This is a genomic window from Rhodanobacter lycopersici (assembly GCF_040812335.1).
Taxonomy (GTDB): Bacteria; Pseudomonadota; Gammaproteobacteria; order Xanthomonadales; family Rhodanobacteraceae; genus Rhodanobacter_A; species Rhodanobacter_A lycopersici.
The window spans coordinates 459,448-476,903 of sequence record NZ_JBFOHK010000002.1 but is presented as its reverse complement, the minus strand read 5'-3'; the positions used below and the strand labels follow the sequence as shown (position 1 = coordinate 476,903).

General features: G+C 68.4%; 15 protein-coding genes. 11 read left to right on the top strand and 4 right to left on the bottom strand.

The window, feature by feature from the left end:
• Positions 1-52: 52 nt before the first annotated feature.
• On the top strand, positions 53-2,032 hold the full coding sequence (locus tag ABQJ54_RS09010) for a UvrD-helicase domain-containing protein (protein WP_367853961.1): 1,980 nt from the start codon (positions 53-55) through the stop codon (positions 2,030-2,032).
• Positions 2,033-2,109: 77 nt separating this feature from the next.
• Complete coding sequence (locus ABQJ54_RS09005; protein WP_367853960.1) at positions 2,110-3,699, top strand: tetratricopeptide repeat-containing sulfotransferase family protein; 1,590 nt, start codon at positions 2,110-2,112, stop codon at positions 3,697-3,699.
• A 9-nt stretch (positions 3,700-3,708) separates the two neighbouring features.
• Here ABQJ54_RS09005 and ABQJ54_RS09000 read toward each other — a convergent pair whose 3' ends face one another.
• Entirely contained in the window at positions 3,709-4,743 is a 1,035-nt protein-coding gene (locus tag ABQJ54_RS09000) for an AI-2E family transporter (protein WP_367853959.1), read from the bottom strand.
• A 127-nt stretch (positions 4,744-4,870) separates the two neighbouring features.
• On the opposite strand from ABQJ54_RS09000, the gene ABQJ54_RS08995 reads away from it, so the two are divergent.
• The 7 genes from ABQJ54_RS08995 to ABQJ54_RS08965 all read left to right on the top strand — a co-directional run bounded on the left by ABQJ54_RS08995 (position 4,871) and on the right by ABQJ54_RS08965 (position 12,309).
• Positions 4,871-5,734, top strand: a complete 864-nt coding sequence (locus ABQJ54_RS08995; protein ID WP_367853958.1) for a 5'-nucleotidase, lipoprotein e(P4) family — start codon at positions 4,871-4,873, stop codon at positions 5,732-5,734.
• Positions 5,735-6,216: 482 nt separating this feature from the next.
• Positions 6,217-7,125 (top strand): hypothetical protein, encoded by a 909-nt coding sequence (locus tag ABQJ54_RS08990; RefSeq protein ID WP_367853957.1) that lies wholly within the window; start codon positions 6,217-6,219, stop codon positions 7,123-7,125.
• 136 nt (positions 7,126-7,261) lie between these two features.
• Complete coding sequence (gene plsB / locus ABQJ54_RS08985; RefSeq protein ID WP_367853956.1) at positions 7,262-9,940, top strand: glycerol-3-phosphate 1-O-acyltransferase PlsB; 2,679 nt, start codon at positions 7,262-7,264, stop codon at positions 9,938-9,940.
• Between the two features lie 27 nt (positions 9,941-9,967).
• Complete coding sequence (gene ubiE / locus ABQJ54_RS08980) at positions 9,968-10,717, top strand: bifunctional demethylmenaquinone methyltransferase/2-methoxy-6-polyprenyl-1,4-benzoquinol methylase UbiE (protein WP_367853955.1); 750 nt, start codon at positions 9,968-9,970, stop codon at positions 10,715-10,717.
• 103 nt (positions 10,718-10,820) lie between these two features.
• Positions 10,821-11,087 (top strand): DUF2249 domain-containing protein, encoded by a 267-nt coding sequence (locus ABQJ54_RS08975; protein WP_367853954.1) that lies wholly within the window; start codon positions 10,821-10,823, stop codon positions 11,085-11,087.
• Entirely contained in the window at positions 11,087-11,701 is a 615-nt protein-coding gene (locus tag ABQJ54_RS08970; RefSeq protein WP_367853953.1) for a hypothetical protein, read from the top strand. The genes ABQJ54_RS08975 and ABQJ54_RS08970 overlap by 1 nt, the downstream gene beginning before the upstream one ends.
• 227 nt (positions 11,702-11,928) lie before the next feature.
• A complete protein-coding gene (locus ABQJ54_RS08965; protein WP_367853952.1) occupies positions 11,929-12,309 on the top strand; it encodes a hypothetical protein in 381 nt (126 codons plus the stop codon).
• A 54-nt stretch (positions 12,310-12,363) separates the two neighbouring features.
• On the opposite strand, the gene ABQJ54_RS08960 is transcribed toward ABQJ54_RS08965, so the two are convergent.
• The 3 genes from ABQJ54_RS08960 to ABQJ54_RS08950 all read right to left on the bottom strand — a co-directional run bounded on the left by ABQJ54_RS08960 (position 12,364) and on the right by ABQJ54_RS08950 (position 14,863).
• Positions 12,364-13,053: a glutathione S-transferase N-terminal domain-containing protein gene (locus tag ABQJ54_RS08960; RefSeq protein WP_367853951.1), complete on the bottom strand. Its 690-nt coding sequence runs from the start codon at positions 13,051-13,053 to the stop codon at positions 12,364-12,366.
• A gap of 65 nt (positions 13,054-13,118) precedes the next feature.
• Complete coding sequence (locus tag ABQJ54_RS08955) at positions 13,119-13,955, bottom strand: PhzF family phenazine biosynthesis protein (RefSeq protein ID WP_367853950.1); 837 nt, start codon at positions 13,953-13,955, stop codon at positions 13,119-13,121.
• Entirely contained in the window at positions 13,952-14,863 is a 912-nt protein-coding gene (locus tag ABQJ54_RS08950) for a DMT family transporter (protein WP_367853949.1), read from the bottom strand. Before ABQJ54_RS08950 ends, ABQJ54_RS08955 begins: the two co-directional genes overlap by 4 nt.
• 124 nt (positions 14,864-14,987) lie before the next feature.
• On the opposite strand from ABQJ54_RS08950, the gene ABQJ54_RS08945 reads away from it, so the two are divergent.
• Complete coding sequence (locus tag ABQJ54_RS08945; RefSeq protein WP_367853948.1) at positions 14,988-15,482, top strand: Lrp/AsnC family transcriptional regulator; 495 nt, start codon at positions 14,988-14,990, stop codon at positions 15,480-15,482.
• A gap of 207 nt (positions 15,483-15,689) precedes the next feature.
• A complete protein-coding gene (gene acpA, locus ABQJ54_RS08940; RefSeq protein WP_367853947.1) occupies positions 15,690-17,390 on the top strand; it encodes an acid phosphatase in 1,701 nt (566 codons plus the stop codon).
• Positions 17,391-17,456: the final 66 nt, after the last annotated feature.

Genomic DNA, 17,456 nt, shown 5'->3' with positions numbered 1-17,456 from the left:
GGTGCGTCCGCTCTGCTACCATCGGCCGCCGCCTCACGCTCTGCTCCGATCCATGCTCAACCCGCAACAACTGGCCGCCGTCGAACACTGCGACACCCCCCTGCTGGTGCTGGCGGGCGCGGGTTCGGGCAAGACCAGCGTGATCACGCAGAAGATCGCGCACCTGATCCAGCGGCGGAAGCTGGCGGCGTCGCGGATCGCCGCGATCACATTCACCAACAAGGCCGCGCGCGAGATGCGCGAGCGCGTCGGCAAGCTGGTCAGCAGCGAGGACGCCGCCGCGCTCACCGTGTGCACCTTCCACGCGCTGGGGCTGAAGTTCCTGCAGATCGAGCATGGGCGCGCGGGGCTGCGCCGCGGCTTCTCCGTGCTCGACGCGGACGACAGCGAGGGCATCGTCAAGGAACTCGCGCCCAAGGGCGCCAAGCCCGACGTGCTGTTCGGCCTGCGCAACCTGCTGGGCCGCGCCAAGAACGCTGGCCTGTCGCCGGAAGAGGCGCTGGCCGCCGCGCGCAGTCCGCGCGAGCTGGAAGCGGCAACGATCTACGAGCTGTACCAGGCGCGCCTCGCCGCGTTCAACGCGGTGGATTTCGACGACCTGATCCGGCTGCCGCTGCGCATCCTCGAAAGCGACGCCGAGTGCCGCAGTGCCTGGCGCGAGCGGCTGCGCTACCTGCTGGTGGACGAATACCAGGACACCAACGACGCGCAATACCGCCTGCTCAAGGCGCTGGTCGGCGAGCGCGGCGGCATCACCTGCGTGGGCGACGACGACCAGAGCATCTATGCCTGGCGCGGCGCCAACCCCGAGAACATCGACCAGCTCGGCCGCGACTGGCCCAACCTGCGCGTGATCAAGCTGGAACAGAACTACCGCTGCGGCAAGCGCATCCTGCGCGCGGCGAACAAGCTGATCGCCAACAACCCGCACCTGCACGAAAAGAAGCTGTGGAGCGAGCACCCCGAGGGTGCGCCGATCCGCGTGCTGGAATGCAAGGAAGGCGAGCACGAGGCCGAGAAGGTGGCCTCGATCGCCGCCACGCTGGCCGAGAAGCACAAGGCGCGCTGGCACGACATCGCCATCCTCTACCGCGGCAACTTCCAGGCACGCCCGCTGGAAAAGGCGTTGCGCCTCGCGCGCATCCCCTATCACCTCACCGGCGCACTCTCCTTCCTCGACCGCGCCGAGGTGAAGGACATCCTCTGCTACCTGCGCCTGCTCGCCAACCCCAGCGACGACGCCGCCTTCCTGCGCGTGGTGAACGTGCCGAAGCGCGAGGTCGGTTCCACCACGCTGGAAAAGCTGGGCCAGTTCGCGCAATCGAGGCACTGCTCGCTGCTGGAAGCCACGCGCAGCGACGCCGTGCTGCGCCAGCTCACGCCGCGCCCGGCCGCCGCACTGGCCGCATTTTCCGACCTGCTCGACGAACTGCGCAGCGCCTCGCTGCACGAGAGCGCGGCGGACCTCGTCGAGCGCATCCTGAAGCGCACCGGCTATGCGGCCCAGCTTGCCGCCGCCACGCCCGACGCCTCCGTGCGCGAGCGCAAGCTCGGCAACCTCAGGGAGCTCGCCGACTGGTTCCGCGCCATGCAGAAGGGCGACAGCGCCGGCGACCTCGCCGCCCAGCTCGCCCTGCTCAGCCACGCCGACCGCGACGACCCGGGCAATGCGGTGCGCATGATGACCCTGCACGCTGCCAAGGGCCTGGAATTCCGCTTCGTCTTCATCGTGGGTTGCGAGGACGGCACCCTGCCCCATGACGGCGCCATCGACGAGGGCCGCATCGACGAGGAACGCCGGCTGATGTACGTGGGCATCACCCGCGCCAAGGAGCTGCTCACCCTATCCTGGTCGGCGAAGACGAAACGCTACGGCGAGGTGCACGCCAACCAGCCCAGCCGCTTCCTGCACGAACTGCCGCAGGACGACCTGCACTGGCAGGGCAAGGACCTGGAAGCGGACAAGGAGGCGGTGCGCGAGACCGCCGAATCGCACATGGCGCGGATCAAGGCCATGCTGGCGGCCACCTAGTTGACGAGCGGTCGCATGCCTTTCATTGTGTCGGCGGTGACCGGTTGCCTCTCTGCACCGGCGCCAGGGGGATTGCCGTGATCGACTCGACCCGGGCTTACACCAAGCTCGTCGCCGCCTTCAACCAGAACGACTGGCCGCGGGTGCAGCATCGCGCCGCCCAGTTGCTGAGCGTTGCGCCGGACAACGCGCGCGTGCATTTCATGGTCGGCGTGGCCTTCATGCAGATGCAGCACGTGCAGCAGATGCCGCAGGCACTGGAGCACCTGCTGAAGGCCACCCACCTGGAACCGCGCCGTGCCGACTACGTTGCGCAATATGCGAAGGCGCTGGCGCTGGCGCGCCGGTTCCGCGAGGCGCGGCTGGTGGCGGATCGCGCGATGACCCTGTCGCCCGATGACGTGGCGACCCTGGACACGCTGGGCATGGTCTACCGGCAGGCCAACGCCCAGATGCAGTCGGCCAACGCCTTCCGCCGCGCCGTGGCGCTGGCGCCCGAGACCGCGATCACCCATCTCAACCTCGCCTACGCGCTGAATTCGCTTGGCGACGCCGAAGGCGCCGAGCATGAGCTCGAAGCCTGCGTGCGAATCGAACCGCGCCATTGGTACGCGCACCTGCTGCTCGCCCAATTGCAACGGCAAACCACGGGACACAACCACGTCGCGCGGATGCGCGAACTCCTGCAGGGCCACGGCAACGACCCCGGCGCGCAGCTCCTGCTCAACATCGCGCTGGGCAAGGAATGCGACGATCTCGCCGACTACCCCGCCGCGTTCGAGCACTACACGCGCGGCAAGGCGGCCGGCCGGCGCATGCGACCCTACACGTTCGCGCGCGACGAGGCGATGTTCGATGCACTGATCCGCGCCTTCCCCGCCGCGGAAGCGGAAGTCGCCACGGGCGATCCCACGCGCGAACCGATCTTCATCGTCGGCATGCCGCGTACCGGCACCACCCTGCTGGACCGCATCCTCTCCAGCCACCCCGAGGTGCGTTCCACCGGCGAACTGCAGAACTTTCCCACCCTGGTGCAGCGGGCCTCCGGCTGCACCACTGCCCTGCTGGGCGAGGCGGACATCGCTGCCCGCACCCGCCACATCGACTGGGCGCAACTGGGCGCGGCCTACCTCGCCAGCACGCGGCCGGTCAGCGGCGAGACGCCGCGCTTCATCGACAAGATGCCGCACAATTTCCTCTACGCCGGCTTCATCGCCCGCGCGCTGCCGAACGCGAAGATCGTCTGCCTGCGCCGCGACCCGCTGGACGCCTGCATCGGCAACTTCCGCCACCTGTTCGAGCTGGAATCGGGGTTCTACGACTATTCCTTCAACCTCGACGACATCGGTCGCTATTACATCCAGTTCGACCGCCTGTTGGCGCACTGGCGCAAGGTGCTGCCGGGACGGATCCTGGAGCTGCCTTACGAATCGCTGGTGGAAAACACGGAAGCCGCCGCGCGCGAACTGCTGGCCTTCTGCGAACTGCCCTGGAACGACGCCTGCCTGCGCTCCGAGAGCAACACCGCACCGGTCAACACGCCCAACGCCTGGCAGGTGCGCGCACCGGTCTATCAGCGCGCGATCGGCCACTGGCGCCACTACGAACCCCAGCTGCGCGACCTGCGCTGGCTGCTGGCCGGCGCCGGCATCGGGAAAGCGGATTGAATCGAGACCTCAAATCAGCCGCTGCGCCTCGAGCTCGCCCTTGAGATAGGCGTAGTAGATCGGTGCGGCGATCACGCCGGGCAGGCCGAAGGCGGCTTCCAGCAGCAGCATGGCGATCAGCAGCTCCCACGCCCGCGCGTGGATCTGCGAACCCACGATGCGCGCGTTGAGGAAGTACTCCAGCTTGTGGATCAGGATCAGGAAGCCGAGCGCGGCGATGCCCACGCCCAGCGACACCGACAGCGCGGCGATGGTGATGGCGGTGTTGGAGAGCAGGTTGCCGATCACCGGTAGCAGCCCGACGATGAAGGTGGCCGCCACCAGGGTTTTCGACAGCGGCACATGGATGCCCAGCAGCGGCAGCACGCCGAGCAGGAAGATCGCGGTGAGTGCGGTGTTGACCAGCGAAATCTTGATCTGCGCGAACACGATGTCGTGGAACGCACCCGCCAACCGCTGGCAGCGCTGACCCAGCGCCGCCGCCAGCGGGCCCGCCTGATGCGCCGGACGGGTGCGGCTCAACGCCACGATGGCGCCCAGCACCAGCCCGATCAGGATGTGCACGGACACGCGCGCGGCGCCCTTGCCCGCCGTCTGCAGGGTCGCCGCGTGCTTGCTGGCCAGCGCGACCAGGCCGTCGCGCAGGTCGTCCACGCTGTCGGGCAGGTGATCGACCAGCATCGCCGGCAATTGCTGGCGGGCCTTGTCCACCAGCGGCATCAGCTGCTGTTGCCACAGCAGCCCGGGATTGCCCAGCTCGCTGCGGAAGAAGCTGATCGCGCCGAGGATCAGCAGCACCAGCAGGCCCACCACGACCGCGCCCAGCACCGCCACCACCACCACCCGGGCACGGTCGCCGGAAATGCGCCGCCCCAGCAGCGGCACCGCCGCCTGCACCAGTTCGTACACCAGCAGGCCCGCCAGCAGGGCGGAAATCAGGTGCAACTGCAACACCAGCCACAGCGCCAACGCCGCGAGCACGTAGCTGACGGCGTGGATGGCGGAGGAGCTGGCGCGGGGCGCAGCGGACGTCGGATCATTCATGCGGGCTCCGGCGGTGGCGGGGACGGATGCCAGTCTGTCAGCCCGCAATGGCCGTAGCCAGCTCTGGACACGCCCCTGTCGTAAAATCCTGCCAGACTCGCCGCCCCTTGCCGGAGATACCCGCCCCATGCGACTTCACCTGCCGCTGGCCCTGGCCACGTCCGCCCTGCTTGCCGGCTGCGCCGCCGCGCCACCGCGTCCTGCGGCGGTACCGATGGCAGCCGCCAACGACAATCTCAATGCGGTGGCGTGGACACAGACCGCGATCGAGCACGACCTGATCTACCTGCAGACCTACCGCGATGCCCAGTCGCGCCTGCTGGCCGCCCTGCACGAGCCGCACTGGGACGCGCTGACGAAGGAGGATCGCGTGGCGCCGGCCGCTGGCCAGCCGCCCGCGGTGGTGCTGGACATCGACGAAACCGTGCTGGACAACTCGCCCTACCAGGCCAGGCTGGTGAAGAGCGGTGGCCAGTACGACGAGGCCAGCTGGGCCGCGTGGTGCAAGGAGGAACGCGCCCGCGCCATGCCCGGTGCGCTGGCCTTCACCCGATTCGCCGCCGAGCACGGCATCGCGGTGATCTATCTCTCCAACCGCGCCACCGACCTGGACACGGCTACCCTGGCGAACCTGCGCAAGCTGGGTTTTCCGGTATCCGGCCCCGACGCCTTCCTCGGCCTGGGTACGGTGATGCCGGGCTGCGAGCAGGTGGGCACCGAGAAAGGCTGCCGCCGCCAGCTGGTGAGCCGCAAGTACCGCGTGCTGATGCAGTTCGGCGACCAGCTGGGCGATTTCGTTGATGTCGTCGCCAACACCGAGGCGGGCCGCAGGCAGGCTGTCGATGGTTACATGGGCTGGATCGGCACGCGCTGGTTCGTGCTGCCCAATCCCACTTACGGTTCCTGGGAACCGGCACTGTTCAACAATGATTGGAGTGCGCCACCGGCAGAACGGCGCCAGCAGAAGCTGGATGCCTTGCAATATAATTAATAAAAACAATTGCTTATAACAATAAACAAAAGTATTGCTTTAGATTTAACGGCCAAGTAATATCTGTCGCGCCTACCTGCTGCTGACCTCCAGTTTCCGCAGGCAAGGCCATTTCCCTTCCGGCTCAGCCGGATTGCCCCGCGAGGCTCGCGCCCGCGGGGTTTTCTTTGGGTTTTGCGATCGTCCCTGATCGCGGACATCAAGCGGATGGGCATCCGTGGCCGCACTTTCCATGGCCTTTTGCGATCATCCTTGACCGCGAACATCAAACGGGCGGCCATCCGTGGCCGCACTTTTCATAGCCTTTTGCGATCGTCCTTGATCGCGAACATCAAACGGGCGGCCATCCATGGCCGCACTTTTCAATACGGCGGCCGCAAGTTCATGCGGCGGACTCTTGTCCCCTCCCGCAGCGCCCCTTACCCTGACCCGTCGCTGCGCCGGTCGGCGCCTCCATCTTCACTGCATTGCGAGATCTGCCCATGCGTTTCCGCCCCCTGCGCCGCACTCTGCTGCCCCTGCTCGCCGTGCTGGCGCTGGCTGCCTGCCACAACAAGGACGAGGCCGCGCAGGTTGGCGGCAGCACGCCGGAAGCGGCCGTGCAGGGCTCGATCGACCTGCTCAAGGCCGGCGACTTCAATGGCTTGTGGAAGCACGCCCTGCCGCCGACCGACTACGCCACCCTGCGCACGGACTGGGGCCGCCACGCCGCAAACCAGCCGCCGGTCAGTGCCGCGGACAAGGCGAAATTCGACGCGGCCGTGCAGAAACTCACCGGCCCGGATGCGGAGACCAAGCTCTATGCCGAGCTGCAGCCCAAGCTCGACCAGATGGAGCAGCAGTACAAGGACCAGCTGCCGGTGCTGGTCAGCGTGGGCGATGCCCTGCTGAAGAACGGCGTGGCGCAGAACCAGAACCTGGACAGCGAGCAGAAGGCCCAGGCGAACCAGTTGCTCGATGTGCTGGCACCGTGGGCGCAGCAGGCGCCGTGGTTCGACCAGGCCAGGGCGAAGCAGGCGGTGGGCGTGGTGGTGGCCACCGCGCGCAAGCTCGACCTCAAGAGCCCGGACCAGTTGCGCACGATGGACTTCGACACCGCGATGACGAAGTACGCCACCGGCTACGCCGGCCTCAAGCAGCTGCTGGCGATCTACGGCCTGTCGGTGGACGAGGCACTGAACTCGATCAAGCTCAGCACCCTCTCCAGCAAGGACGGCCGCGCAGTGGTGAAGGTCGACTACACCCTGCTCGGCAAGCCGCTTTCCGCCGAGTCCACCCTTGTGCAGCAGGACGGCCGCTGGTACAGCGAGTCGCTGATCGACAATGTGCGCGATGCGCACGAGCGCCTGCAGCAGCCGGCCGCGACCGGCAGCGTGGCGGCCGCCCCGTAGGAGCGCACCCTGTGCGCGAATGCTTTTAGCTTCGATCAAGCGTCAGAGCATTCGCGCACAGGGTGCGCTCCTACGGTTGGCCCCATCCACCACACGCCCGAGCATGGTTTTACGGGCAAGCCACTAGAATAGGCGGATGCAGAATATCTCCATCGCGGATTCTCCACGTCGCCGCGCCCCCTGGTGGTTCCACCTGGCCGGGCAGCTGCTGCAACCCTGGGTGCGCATCCGCCGCGACCCGGCCGAACCGGCCACCCTGCTCAAGGCCGGCGTGCCGGTGTGCTACGTGATCGAGCGCGATGGCTTCTCCGATGCACTGATCCTCGACCGCGCCTGCCGCGAAGCCGGCCTGCCCAGCCCGCTGCAGCCGCTGGCCGGCACCCGCCGCAAGCGCTCGGTATTCGCGCTGATGCGCCGCGACGGCTGGCTGTTCGGCCGCAAGCGCCACCGCGCGCCGAACGGGCCACTGGGCCAACTGGTGCAATCGCTGGAAGGCATGCCCGAGCGCGACATCCAGATCGTGCCGGTGTCGATCTACGTGGGCCGCGCGCCGAACCGCGATTCGGGCTGGTTCAGCGTGCTGTTCTCCGAGAACTGGGTGATGGTGGGCCGCTTCCGCCGCATGCTGGCGCTGCTGCTGAACGGCCGCGACACCGTGGTGCACTTCGCCGAGCCGGTGTCGCTGCGCGAGGTGCTGGCCGAGTCCGGCGAGCTGCCGCCGCCGCGCTTCGCGCGCAAGCTGGCGCGCGTGCTGCGCACCCACTTCCACCGCATCCGCGCCGCGGTGATCGGGCCCGATCTTTCGCACCGGCGCACCGTGGTGGACGACGTGCTGCGCGCCGAGCCGGTGCGCGCCGCGATCGCCGCCACCGCGGCCAAGGAGAAGATCAGCGAGGCCAAGGCCTGGCGCCGCGCGCAGAAAATGATGCTGGAGATCGCCGCCGACTACTCGCACCCGGTGGTGCGCTCGGTGTCGCTCATGCTGTCGAACTTCTGGAACAAGCTGTACGACGGCATCGCGATGCACCACTTCGACAAGGCACGTGCCGCCGCGCCGGGCTACGAAGTGGTGTACGTACCCAGCCACCGCAGCCACACCGACTACCTGCTGCTGAGCTACCAGTTGCACATGTCAGGCGTGGTGCCGCCGCACATCGCCGCGGGCATCAACCTCAACCTGCCGGTGATCGGGCCGATCCTGCGCCGCGGCGGCGCGTTCTTCATGCGCCGCACGTTCAAGGGCAATGCGCTGTACTCGGTGATCTTCAACGAGTACATGGCTCAGCTGATCGACCGCGGCGTGCCGATGGAGTACTTCATCGAGGGCGGCCGCTCGCGCACCGGGCGCCTGCTCGCGCCGCGCGCCGGCATGCTGGTGATGACGGTGCGCGCGTTCCTGCGCGCGCCGCGCCGGCCGGTGCTGTTCCAGCCGGTGTACATCGGCTACGAGAAGCTGATGGAGGGCAAGAGCTACGCGGGCGAGCTGAGCGGCCAGGCCAAGGAGAAGGAATCCCTGCTCGGCCTGCTCAAGGGCCTCAAGGTGCTGCGCCAGCGCTACGGGCACGTGGCGCTGAACTTCGGCGAGCCGATCGAGCTCACCCCGCTGCTGGACGCAGCCAGCGCCGACTGGCGCAGCGCCAGCAGCGACCCGGACACCCGCCCCGAGTGGCTGAGCGGCGTGATCGACCAGCTGGCCGAGAAGATCCAGGTCAACGTCAACCGCGCCGCCGACGTCAATCCGATCAACCTGCTCGCGCTCTCCCTGCTCGCCACGCCCAAGCACGCGATGGCCGAGAACGACCTGCTGGCGCAGCTCGAACTCACCAAGTCGCTGCTGCTGGAACTACCCTACTCCGACCGCATCACGCTGACCCCGATGGACCCGGCCGGCATCATCGCCTACGGCGAGCAGATGGGCTGGATCCGCCGCATCAAGCATCCGCTGGGCGACGTGCTCGACGTGGAGGGCGAGCAGGCGGTGCTGCTCAGCTACTTCCGCAACAACGTGCTGCACCTGGTCGCGGTCGCTGCGTGGGTGGCCTGCTGCTTCCTCAACAACCGGCGCATGTCGCGCGCCTCGGTGCAGCGGCTGGGCCGCATCATCTATCCGTTCCTGCAGAGCGAGCTGTTCCTGGCCTGGGACGAGGCGGGCTTCGGCACGCACCTGCAGGCCACCATCGATTTCTTCGTGCGCCGCGGCCTGCTCGAAGCCACCGGCGACGGCCGCATGCTGGAGCGCGGCCCCGGCCAGGAGGATGGCGCGTTCCAGCTCAAGGTGATCGCGCGCAGCCTGATCCAGGCCTTCGAGCGCTACTACATCGCCATCGCCGCGCTGGTGAAGCACGGCCCGCACACGCTATCCGGCGGCGAGCTGGAAACCACCTGCACGCTCACCGCGCAACGCCTTGCCCTGCTCAACGAGCTCAGCGCGCCGGAGTTCTTCGACAAGGCGCTGTTCCGCGGCTTCATCCAGAAACTGCGCGAACGCCGCATCGTGTGGACCGACGACAACGGCAAGCTCGATTACGACAGCGCGCTGGAGGACATGGTGCGCGACGCGCGGGTGATCCTGTCGCGCGAGATGCGCCACTCCATCCTCAAGATCACCCCCGGCGGCGAACGGGACGCCACAGCCGACGAGGCCGTGCCCGAACCTGCCGCACCCGTGCCGCTCGCTCCGTCCACCGATGATGCCGGCGCGGAACTGCACCGGCGCCACGTGGCCGCCGAGCACGCGAGCCATCACGCGCGTCCCGCCGATGCCGCCGCTACCGCGGACGAAGAAGAAGGCACGCAGCACGACCTGCCACTGTGACGCCCCACCATCGAGTCGCATGACGCCATGAACGAACAGTCCACCACCCATTTCGGTTACCGCGACGTTCCCGTCGCCGACAAGCAGAAGCTGGTCGGCGAGGTGTTCACCTCGGTCGCGCGCAACTACGACCTGATGAACGACCTGATGTCGTTCGGCATCCATCGCCTCTGGAAGCGCCACTTCGTGGCGATCAGCGGCGTGCGCAAGGGCGATCGCGTGCTCGACCTGGCCGGCGGCACCGGCGACATCGCCGCGCTGCTCAAGCCGGTGGTGGGCGAACAGGGCGAAGTCGTCGTCGGCGACATCAATGCCGCCATGCTCGGCGTGGGCCGCGATCGCCTCACCGACCGCGGCCTGGTCGGCGGCCTGCGCTGGGCCCAGCTCAACGCCGAGGCGCTGCCGTTCCCGGACAACTCGTTCGACGCGGTGACCATGGCCTTCGGCCTGCGCAACGTCACCGACAAGGACAAGGCGCTGGCCGACATCTGCCGCGTGCTCAAGCCCAGCGGCCGCCTGCTGGTGCTGGAGTTCTCGCGCGTGCAGAACGAGCTGTTCAACAAGCTCTACGACTTCCACTCGTTCAAGGTGCTGCCGAAACTCGGCCAGCTGTTCGCCGGCGACGCCGACAGCTACCAGTACCTCGCCGAATCCATCCGCAAGCACCCCGACCAGCAGACGCTCAAGGGCATGATGGAGCGCGCCGGCTTCGGCAAGGTCGAGGTGCGCAACCTCAGCAACGGCATCGTGGCGATCCATCGCGCATACAAGTTCTGAGGTGAACGCCCTCCGGGGCGATCGGCCGCCGGTTGATCCAGATCAGTGGCCCGCTGCCGCGCGCGGCATATGTTTGTGCTCCCTTTCCCGCGAGCACGCGCCGATGTCCCCCGACACCGTTTTCGACCAGCACACGCACCTCTTCGACGCCCGCGGCGTGGCCCGGCGCTTCCGCCACTCGGCGATCTTGGGCGCGATCGGCACGTTGCGCCCGGGCGAAACGATGCGCTTCGTCAACGACCATGATCCGCTGCCGCTGATCGCCCAGCTGCGCGAACGCCTCGGCGAACACTTCACGGTGACCTACCGCCAGCGCGATGCCGATGCGGTGGTGGTCGATTTCGGCATCGTCGGCCTGCCGGGGGAGTGATGGGCCATCCCGCGTTCTTCGACGAGGCGCCACGCATCCTGCTGCGCGACCCGCTGGCCGACTTGCTTGGCGCCGCCGATGGCGGCCTGTTCGAATACCGCTACCTCGACGCGGTGCGCCTCGCCGGCCACTCCTGCCCGACCGTGGCCGGCGCATGGCTGACGGCGCGTGCGGCGCTGCGTGCGCTGTACCCGGGCGAGCCGGCCGAGCGCGGCAACATCGTGGTGCGGATGCCCGCGCCGGTGGACGAAGGCGTCAACGGCGTGATCTCGCAGGTGCTCACCCTGGTCACCGGTGCCGCCGCCGGGAACGGCTTCCATGGGATCGGTGGCCGTTATGCGCGACAAGCCCTGCTGAGCTACGCGGATGCCGCGACCGGCGACGCGATCCGTTTCAGCCGCCGCGACAACGGCGCCACGGTGGCAGTGGCACTGGACCTCTCCCGCGTGCCGCCGGCTCCGCAGTTGCGCGGGCTGATGACCGCCGCACTGCAGCCGGCCGCCACCGATGCGCAGCGTGCCGCGTTCGCAAGGGCCTGGCAGGATCGCGTACGACGACTGCTGCTGGAGCATGCCGACGACCCCGCAATGCTGCACGTGACACGCTTGCATTGAAAACTCGCCCCCCGCAGCGCGCGATGCCGGCAAGCCACCGCCTGGCACACTCGCTTGCCGGAGTCTGATCAGCTTCCGGCAGGAACGTCATCGCCACTTTCGACGCTCTGTTCTCCGCTCCCAGACCGCCCGTGCAGCAGGCGGCACCCACGAGGAGGAGAACACCATAGAACCATACGTAGAAGTGGCTGGTCGTCGGCCTGCTGGGCCTGTGCGGACTGGGCGGCGTGGCAGCCGTGCAGGCGCAGACCGCCCCCACGCAAAACGCGACCAGCGATACCCAGCGCGACGCCGACCAGCAGCAGCGCATCGATCAGGGCCTGAAGTCCGGCCAGCTCAACACGCGCCAGGCCTCGAACCTTGAGCAGCGCGAGACGAACCTCGACCGCACCGAGCAGCGCGACATGTGCAACGGCCCGATGACCAAGGCCGAGAACGCACAGATCCCGCGCATGCAGGGCCGCCAGGCGCACGTCGACCACATGGAGCACGTGGCGGGCACCAACAACGGCCGCGTCGGTCCGCGCGAACAGAAGCGCATCCAGCGCGCCGACAACCGCAACAGCAAGCGCATCTATCGCGTCAAGCACAATCAGGCGAAGCGCTGATTCGCTCCAGGCCGGCGCGGGCTCGCCCGCGCCGGCCTGCGCACCGGCGACAGTTCAGGACGCGCGCAGGTCCTGCAGCCACGCACCTGCACGATGCGCCTCGTCCTCGTGCTCCGGATCGCGCCAGGTTTCGGCCAGCGCCGCGGCGTACCACTCGCGCATGGCGGGCAGGTCGAGCAGGCGCTGCGCATAGGCCATCGCGGCATTGCCCAATTGCAGCCCGTAGCTCTGGATGCGGAACGCCACCGGCGCGTAGAACGCGTCGACCGCGGTGAAAGCCTTGCCGGCGAGGAACGGGCCGCCGAAGCGCGCCAAGCCCTCGTTCCACAGCTCGTCGATGCGGGCCACGTCCTTGCGCAGCGCCTCGCCCGGTGCATCGATGCGCACGCGGACGCCGCAGTTCATCGTGCACGTACTGCGCAGCGCGGGGAAGCCGGAGTGCATCTCGGCGGCGGCGCAACGCGCCCACGCGCGGGCCTGCGCATCGGCGGGCCACGTGCCGGGATCGTGCTCGGCCACGTATTCGGCGATCGCCAGCGAATCCCACACCACGGTATCGCCGTCGCGCAGGCACGGCACCTTGCCGGTGGGCGAGAATGCGCGGAACGCATCCCAGTTCGCGCCGACTCCGCCGAGGAACGGCACCAGCTTCTCGTCGAACGGGATGCCCAGTCCGCGCAGTAGCACCCATGGCCGCAACGACCAGGAGGAGTAGTTCTTGTTGGCGATGTGGAGCTCGTACACGCTGCACTCCTTCGATTGAATGTCGGGACGATCGGCCGGCGCCACCGGCGCCGCGCCGGGGATGGCTACATCAGCCGCGCCGCGCCGGAAACGCGGATGGAACTGCCCGGCTCCGACGGAATCCCGGCCCTGAGGCGCGAAGGGCTGCCCATGTCCTCGCCTTGCAGCACCTCGATGTCGCCGCCGTGCGGCCAGCCGAGGTCGCGCAGATAGCCGGCGAAGGCCGCGGTCGCGGCACCGGTGGCCGGATCCTCGTAGACGCCACCGGAGGCGAAGGGATTGCGGGCATGGAAGCGCTGCGGTGTTTGCGCATGGGCGAGCATGACGGTGACCAGCCCGGCACGGCGCATCAAGGCCCGGCCGGCGTCCAGTTCGTAGGCCATCGCCGCCAGCGCCTCGCGGCTGCGGAGGCTCAGCGCCAGATGGTCCGCGCCGCCGTGGATCAGCGCAGGCGGCAGGCGTGGATCGATATCTGCGCGGGTGTAGCCGAATAGTGCCAGCGCCTCGTCCACCAGCGCTTGCGGTGCGGGTGCGCTGTGGGTCGGTGGCGATTGCAGCGCCGCGCTCAGCACGCCACCCGCGCTGCGGCCTTCGACGGTGATCTTCGCCGCGTTGAGGGTCAACGCGAACACGCCGTCGCCCTGCGCAAGAGCCAGTGCCGCGCCCAGCGCGATCGTGGCGTGGCCGCAAAACGGCACCTCGGATTCGGGAGAGAAATAGCGCACCCTCCAGCCATTGCCCTGGGGCGCGGCGAAGGCGGTTTCCGAAAAGCCAACCGCGGCGGCGATCCGCTGCATCACCGCCGCGTCCGGCAACGCATCGGCAACCAGCACGCCTGCAGGATTGCCGCCGGCATCGCCGTCGGTGAAGGCGGCGATGCGCAGGATCCCGGCGTCGCTCATGTCGGCTCCGAGACTGCCGCCATCGGCGCCGCCGGACGCCGGCGCGCATTTGCCAGCACCACGCCGCCGATCACGATGGCGCCGCCCACCAGCACCATCGCGCCGGGCACTTCGCCCAGCCAGACCCAGCCGATCACAATGGCGATGGGCGGCGACAGGTAGATGAAGCTGGACACGCGCGAGGCGCTCGCGCGATGCACCGCGACGTTCCACGCCAGATAGCCGATGAAACTGGGCGCGATGCCCAGCCACAACAGGGCAGCGACATGCGACCACGGTGCCGCCGCCAGCGCCTGCGGCAAGCCGCCCGCGAACGGCAGGCAACCCAGCGTGCCGGCGAAGAAGGTGAACGCGGTGACCGCCAGCGTGCTGGAGCGCGCGAACATCGGTTTCTGCCCCACGAAGAAGATCGCCGAAGCCAGCACACACACCAGCACCAGCAGCGCCTTCGGATCGGCTTCGACTTTCTGGCCGCTGGCCAGCACCACCAGCACCGTGCCGACCAGGGCGATGGCGAGGCCGATCCAGGTGCGCAGACTCAGGCGCTCGCGCAGCCACAGCGCCGACAACGCCGCCGTCGCCGCGGGCACCAGGCAGATGATGATGGACGCGGTGCCGCTGGCGATGCGGGTTTCAGCCCAGTTGAGGCAGATGTGGTAGGTGGTGAGGCCGACCAGCCCAAGCACGAACAACTGCGGCCAGTCACGCAGCGCCGGCAGCGGCACGCGCTTCACTGCCAGCAGCGCCGCGAAGCACAGCGAACCGATGGCGAGGCGCGAAAACGCCACCTCGCCGGGTGTGAACGAGGCCAGCGCATAGGCGATCGCCGCATAAGCCGAAGACCAGGTGAGCAGGGCGATGGCGATGCAGATCAGGGCACGTGCGTCGAGGCGCTCAGCGGCGCTCATGGGCGGGGATTCCGGCGATGGGGAGAGCGCATCCTAGTCTTGCCTGCGATGCCGCGGAATAATGCATCAACAGGTCGCCACGATGTTTCGCCGTCGATCGAAACAAAAACCGGAGCGTGCTGCCTTGGAATCGAAACCCGAATTGGATGCCAAGGACTGGCAACTGCTGGAGGCCCTGCAGCGCGACGCGCGCCTGGGTTATGCCGAGCTGGGCCGCAAGGTGAAGCTCTCCGCGCCGGCCGTGGCCGAGCGCGTGAAGCGGCTGGAGGATGCCGGCGTGATCAGCGGATACCGCGCGGTGGTGGAACCGAAACGGCTGGGCTACCGCATCGAGGCGATGGTGCGGCTGCGCTGCGACGGCGGCATCTGCGCGCGCATCGGCCAGATCGTCGCCGACATCCCCGAGGTGCTCGACTGCCGCCGCCTCGCCGGCGAGGACTCCGCCCTGCTGCGCGTGGTGGCGATGTCCATCGGGCACCTGGAAAGCGTGCTCGACCGCCTGCTGAAAATCCACGCCAGCGTCAGCACCACCACCCTGATCGTGCTGCAGGCGCCGCACGCGAACCGCGCGGTCACCCGTACGATGTGGGACGCCGCGCGCAAGCTGCCGCTGGATTGAACCGGTGTCGCGCGAAGGTTCCAGCCCTTGGGCAACTTGCCGGGTCCGCTGCATGCCCGGACCGGCTCCGCATGCGATCCGTGCACGGGCCACGCCTATTCCGTCGCGCCGCTCATGTCCGCGTCATGCAGGCACGGTACTTTTGCCGGAGCCGCCGTCGACGCACGGCATGCATACTGCCCCTCTCGCCCTGACAAGTGACCCGCCATGACCGAGAAGCTGCCACCTGTTCCGACCGCCACCGTCGACGACGACGCACCCTCCGATCCGGCCCGGCGCAAGCTGCTGGCCGGCATGGCCCTGGCCGGCGCCGCGCTGGCCATGGGCGGCCGCCAGGCTTCCGCGAGCAGCCAGGGTATCCGCGCCGACGGTGCGGCCGACCGCATGCTGGATGCCGCGTTGCGCAAGCACATCCGCCACGTGGTGGTGATCTATGCCGAGAACCGCAGCTTCAACAACCTGTTCGGAGATTTCCCGGGCCTTGCGCAGCCGCTTTCCGCGCTCGGGCCCGAACGGTACCGCCAGCGCGACCGCGACGGCCGCCTGTTCGACACCCTGCCGCCGATCTGGCACGGCCTGGTGCCGCACAAGCAGGTGCTGAACGGCCGCGAGTACCTGATCGGCGAGGATGCGATCAGCGGCCTCGCCAACGCACCGTTCGCGCTTGCCACGCCCGACGGCCAGCCGCTGCCGCAGGCGCTGGTCACCCGTGACCTGATCCACAGCTTCTACAACAACCAGCTGCAGATCAACGGCGGCAAGAACGACGGCTTCGTGGCCTGGGGCGACAGCGGCGCGCTGGTGATGGGCCACTACGGCGACAGCGCGGACAAGCTCGCGCTGTGGCAGCTGGCGAAGCAGTACACGCTGTGCGACAACTTCTTCATGGGCGCCTTCGGCGGCTCCTTCCTCAACCACCAGTACCTCGCCGCCGCGCGGCCTCCGTTCTTCCCCCACGCCGACCAGGGATCCGCGAAGTTCCAGATTACGGAACTGGAAGGTGACGACCCCACCGGCATCTGGCCGAAGCTGGCCGAGGACTCGCCCGCCAGCGCGATGCAAGGCCGGCCGAAGTTCGCTTCGCGGATGGCGCTCACGCCCGATTTCTGGGCGGTGAACACGATGGGCCCGCCCTATGCGCCGGCCTTCACCGCGGATCCGAAGAACCCGCGGCTGGCCGATCCCACCGACCCCAGCACGCTGCCGCCGCAGGTGCATGCCACCATCGGCGACCGGCTCAGCGCGGCCGGCATCGACTGGGCCTGGTACGCCGGCGGCTGGAAGCTGGCGCTGGACGGCAAGGGCGTGCGCGGCACCCTCGATGTCTTTCCCTACGCCCCCAATTTCCAGATCCACCACCAGCCCTTCAACTACTTCAAGACATTCGCGCCCGGCACCGTCGCGCGCGCGAAGCATCTGCGCGATGGCGGTACCGGCAGCAGCAGCGCCGCCAACCGCTTCATCGCCGACATCGAGCACGGCAGGCTGCCGCCGGTGGCGTTCTACAAGCCCGAAGGCGACCTCAACATGCACGCGGGCTATTCCGACGTGGCCGCGGGCGATGCGCACATCGTGCAAATCGTCGAAGCGCTGCGGAAGAGCCCGCTGTGGCCGCACACCATGGTGGTGATCACCGTGGACGAGAACGGCGGCTGGTGGGACCACGTGGCGCCGCCCAAGGGCGATCGCTGGGGCCCGGGCACGCGCATCCCCGCGCTGGTGGTATCGCCCTATGCGAAGCGCGGCCATGTCGAGCACACCATTTACGACACCGGCTCGATCCAGCGTTTCATCAACCGCCGTTTCGGGCTGGAGCCGCTGCCGGGCATCGCGATGCGCGACCAGGCGATGATCGCCGCCGGCGGGCCGGCACCGGGCGACCTGACCGAGACCTTGCAATTCGCCTGAGCACATCCAGGAACCCGTAGGAGCGGCTTCAGCCGCGACCGGCATGATGGAATCGCGGCTGAAGCC

What these genes read in the sequence shown, in the direction of transcription:
- ABQJ54_RS09010 (WP_367853961.1), top strand. Translation starts at nt 53, where the DNA reads ATGCTCAACCCGCAACAACTGGCCGCCGTCGAACACTGCGACACCCCC.
- ABQJ54_RS09000 (WP_367853959.1), bottom strand. Translation starts at nt 4,743, where the DNA reads ATGAATGATCCGACGTCCGCTGCGCCCCGCGCCAGCTCCTCCGCCATC.
- ABQJ54_RS08995 (WP_367853958.1), top strand. Translation starts at nt 4,871, where the DNA reads ATGCGACTTCACCTGCCGCTGGCCCTGGCCACGTCCGCCCTGCTTGCC.
- ABQJ54_RS08990 (WP_367853957.1), top strand. Translation starts at nt 6,217, where the DNA reads ATGCGTTTCCGCCCCCTGCGCCGCACTCTGCTGCCCCTGCTCGCCGTG.
- plsB (WP_367853956.1), top strand. Translation starts at nt 7,262, where the DNA reads ATGCAGAATATCTCCATCGCGGATTCTCCACGTCGCCGCGCCCCCTGG.
- ubiE (WP_367853955.1), top strand. Translation starts at nt 9,968, where the DNA reads ATGAACGAACAGTCCACCACCCATTTCGGTTACCGCGACGTTCCCGTC.
- ABQJ54_RS08975 (WP_367853954.1), top strand. Translation starts at nt 10,821, where the DNA reads ATGTCCCCCGACACCGTTTTCGACCAGCACACGCACCTCTTCGACGCC.
- ABQJ54_RS08970 (WP_367853953.1), top strand. Translation starts at nt 11,087, where the DNA reads ATGGGCCATCCCGCGTTCTTCGACGAGGCGCCACGCATCCTGCTGCGC.
- ABQJ54_RS08955 (WP_367853950.1), bottom strand. Translation starts at nt 13,955, where the DNA reads ATGAGCGACGCCGGGATCCTGCGCATCGCCGCCTTCACCGACGGCGAT.
- ABQJ54_RS08950 (WP_367853949.1), bottom strand. Translation starts at nt 14,863, where the DNA reads ATGAGCGCCGCTGAGCGCCTCGACGCACGTGCCCTGATCTGCATCGCC.
- acpA (WP_367853947.1), top strand. Translation starts at nt 15,690, where the DNA reads ATGACCGAGAAGCTGCCACCTGTTCCGACCGCCACCGTCGACGACGAC.